The organism is Sphingopyxis indica (assembly GCF_900188185.1).
Lineage (GTDB): Bacteria > Pseudomonadota > Alphaproteobacteria > Sphingomonadales > Sphingomonadaceae > Sphingopyxis > Sphingopyxis indica.
The window spans coordinates 1-1,628 of sequence record NZ_FZPA01000036.1 but is presented as its reverse complement, the minus strand read 5'-3'; the positions used below and the strand labels follow the sequence as shown (position 1 = coordinate 1,628).

4 protein-coding genes are annotated in these 1,628 nt (G+C 57.6%); all 4 read left to right on the top strand.

Translation table 11 applies throughout. The features are described from left to right. Nucleotides 1-88: 88 nt before the first annotated feature. The 4 genes from CHB69_RS20350 to CHB69_RS20710 are packed head-to-tail and all read left to right on the top strand — an operon-like array spanning nt 89 to nt 1,598. On the top strand, nt 89-241 hold the full coding sequence (locus tag CHB69_RS20350) for a hypothetical protein (RefSeq protein WP_170935654.1): 153 nt from the start codon (nt 89-91) through the stop codon (nt 239-241). Between the two features lie 3 nt (nt 242-244). Continuing rightward, a complete protein-coding gene (locus CHB69_RS19540) occupies nt 245-1,165 on the top strand; it encodes an IS1595 family transposase (protein WP_089217559.1) in 921 nt (306 codons plus the stop codon). Next, nucleotides 1,162-1,470, top strand: a complete 309-nt coding sequence (locus CHB69_RS19955; RefSeq protein WP_141134068.1) for a hypothetical protein — start codon at nt 1,162-1,164, stop codon at nt 1,468-1,470. The genes CHB69_RS19540 and CHB69_RS19955 overlap by 4 nt, the downstream gene beginning before the upstream one ends. Next, entirely contained in the window at nt 1,467-1,598 is a 132-nt protein-coding gene (locus CHB69_RS20710) for a hypothetical protein (RefSeq protein WP_272916362.1), read from the top strand. The genes CHB69_RS19955 and CHB69_RS20710 overlap by 4 nt, the downstream gene beginning before the upstream one ends. The last annotated feature ends 30 nt before the right edge of the window (nt 1,599-1,628 follow it).

The following is a 1,628-nucleotide window of genomic DNA, read 5'->3' as shown; positions in this document are numbered from 1 at the left end:
GGGAATTATATACTTGACTCCCGAAACAAATTAGGGTAGTTATCTTCTTGTCGGAAGCGGAAACGCTTGGATTTGAAAGGATAACACGATGTTCAAGTTGCAAACACCAGCCAAAACGAAAAGCGGATGGCGCACCCTTGCTGACGGCAACTGGCGCACTCGCGAAAGCGCGGAAGCTTATGGTCTCAAATATCACACCACTAAGGACGGATCGCGCTTGTTCCGCATCGTTGAGGCCTAAGCTATGAGCAAGTCCACGATCAGCACATTCGAGCTGTTCCAGATGTTCCCCGACCAGGAAAGTGCGCGCACCTATTTCGAGGCGCGGCGCTGGCCTGACGGGGCAACGTGTCCCGCTTGCAATGAACCGGAGCGCATCGGAACGCGCAAGGGCGGCTTCTACCGTTGCAACGCCTGCCTGCTCGACTTCACCGTTCGCACGGGCACGATTTTCGAGCGGTCCAAGGTGCCGCTGCACAAATGGCTTTATGCCATGTATCTGCTTGTCACCGCCCGCAAGGGCATCAGCAGCGTCCAGCTTCACGCGCAGATCGGTGTCACGCAAAAGACCGCATGGTTCATGCTGCAACGGCTGCGCGAGGCCTGCGGCAATGACCCTACCGAACTGGTCGGAACGGTTGAAATCGACGAATGCTATATCGGCGGCAAAGAGGCTGCGAAGCACGAGAGCAAGCGCCTCAAGCTGGGCCGTGGCGGCGTAGGCAAGACTGCCGTTATTGCTGGCCGCGAACGCGAGAGCGGACGGGTTAAGGCAGAGGTCCGCGATACCGTCACAGGGCGCAATGCTAACGGTTTCACCAGTCGCCATGTCCAAGCCGGCTCGACCATCCACACCGACGAAAGCGCAATCTACAACCGCGTTGGCGGGCTGCTCTACAAGCATGAGCGCATCAATCACGGCGCTGGCGAATATGTGCGCGGCGATGTGACCACGAATGGTATTGAGAGCGTATTCGCGCTGCTCAAGCGCGGGCTGCATGGTGTCTATCACCACGCCAGCCCTAAGCACCTGCATCGCTATGTTGGAGAGTTCGCTTTCCGGCTCGGTGACGGCGATGTGAGCCACCACACTATGCAGCGCCTTGAGCGCCTGTTCAGCGCGGCCATCGGGCGGCGCATTACCTACGCGGAGTTGATCGCATGAATAATACGAACGATGAAAACCGGCCTTTGACCGAGAAAGAAACCGCGATGATTGACGCGGCTTGGGAGCGCCACAAAGCAGCGAGGTTCGGTAGGACCGTGGCTCTAGAAACCCGTCTGTTAGAGTTCGCAGACTTGTGCTCTGGACACTTCCTCGAAGGCCCTGCGGGCGATGTGGCTTACGACTTGATCCGGCAGGCTGCGGCAGAAATCGCCAGCCTTCGCCAGCGCATTGAGCAATGCCCTGCGCGTCACTCAATGCATGGTTGCCCTGCCTCTTTCCTACGAAAGGAGCGAGAGGAATGACCGAACGCATCAAGCAAATCCTCGACGCTGTAACCGACAAGGTGATGGCTTACCGGCCCGCTGACAAAGGCCAGCAGGCAAAGAAGATCGAGCGCCGCGTGAAGCGCCGCCGAAAGAAACAGGATTAGGAGAATGGGGAGTCAAGTATATAATTCCCA

What these genes read in the sequence shown, in the direction of transcription:
- CHB69_RS20350 (WP_170935654.1), top strand. Translation starts at nt 89, where the DNA reads ATGTTCAAGTTGCAAACACCAGCCAAAACGAAAAGCGGATGGCGCACC.
- CHB69_RS19540 (WP_089217559.1), top strand. Translation starts at nt 245, where the DNA reads ATGAGCAAGTCCACGATCAGCACATTCGAGCTGTTCCAGATGTTCCCC.
- CHB69_RS19955 (WP_141134068.1), top strand. Translation starts at nt 1,162, where the DNA reads ATGAATAATACGAACGATGAAAACCGGCCTTTGACCGAGAAAGAAACC.
- CHB69_RS20710 (WP_272916362.1), top strand. Translation starts at nt 1,467, where the DNA reads ATGACCGAACGCATCAAGCAAATCCTCGACGCTGTAACCGACAAGGTG.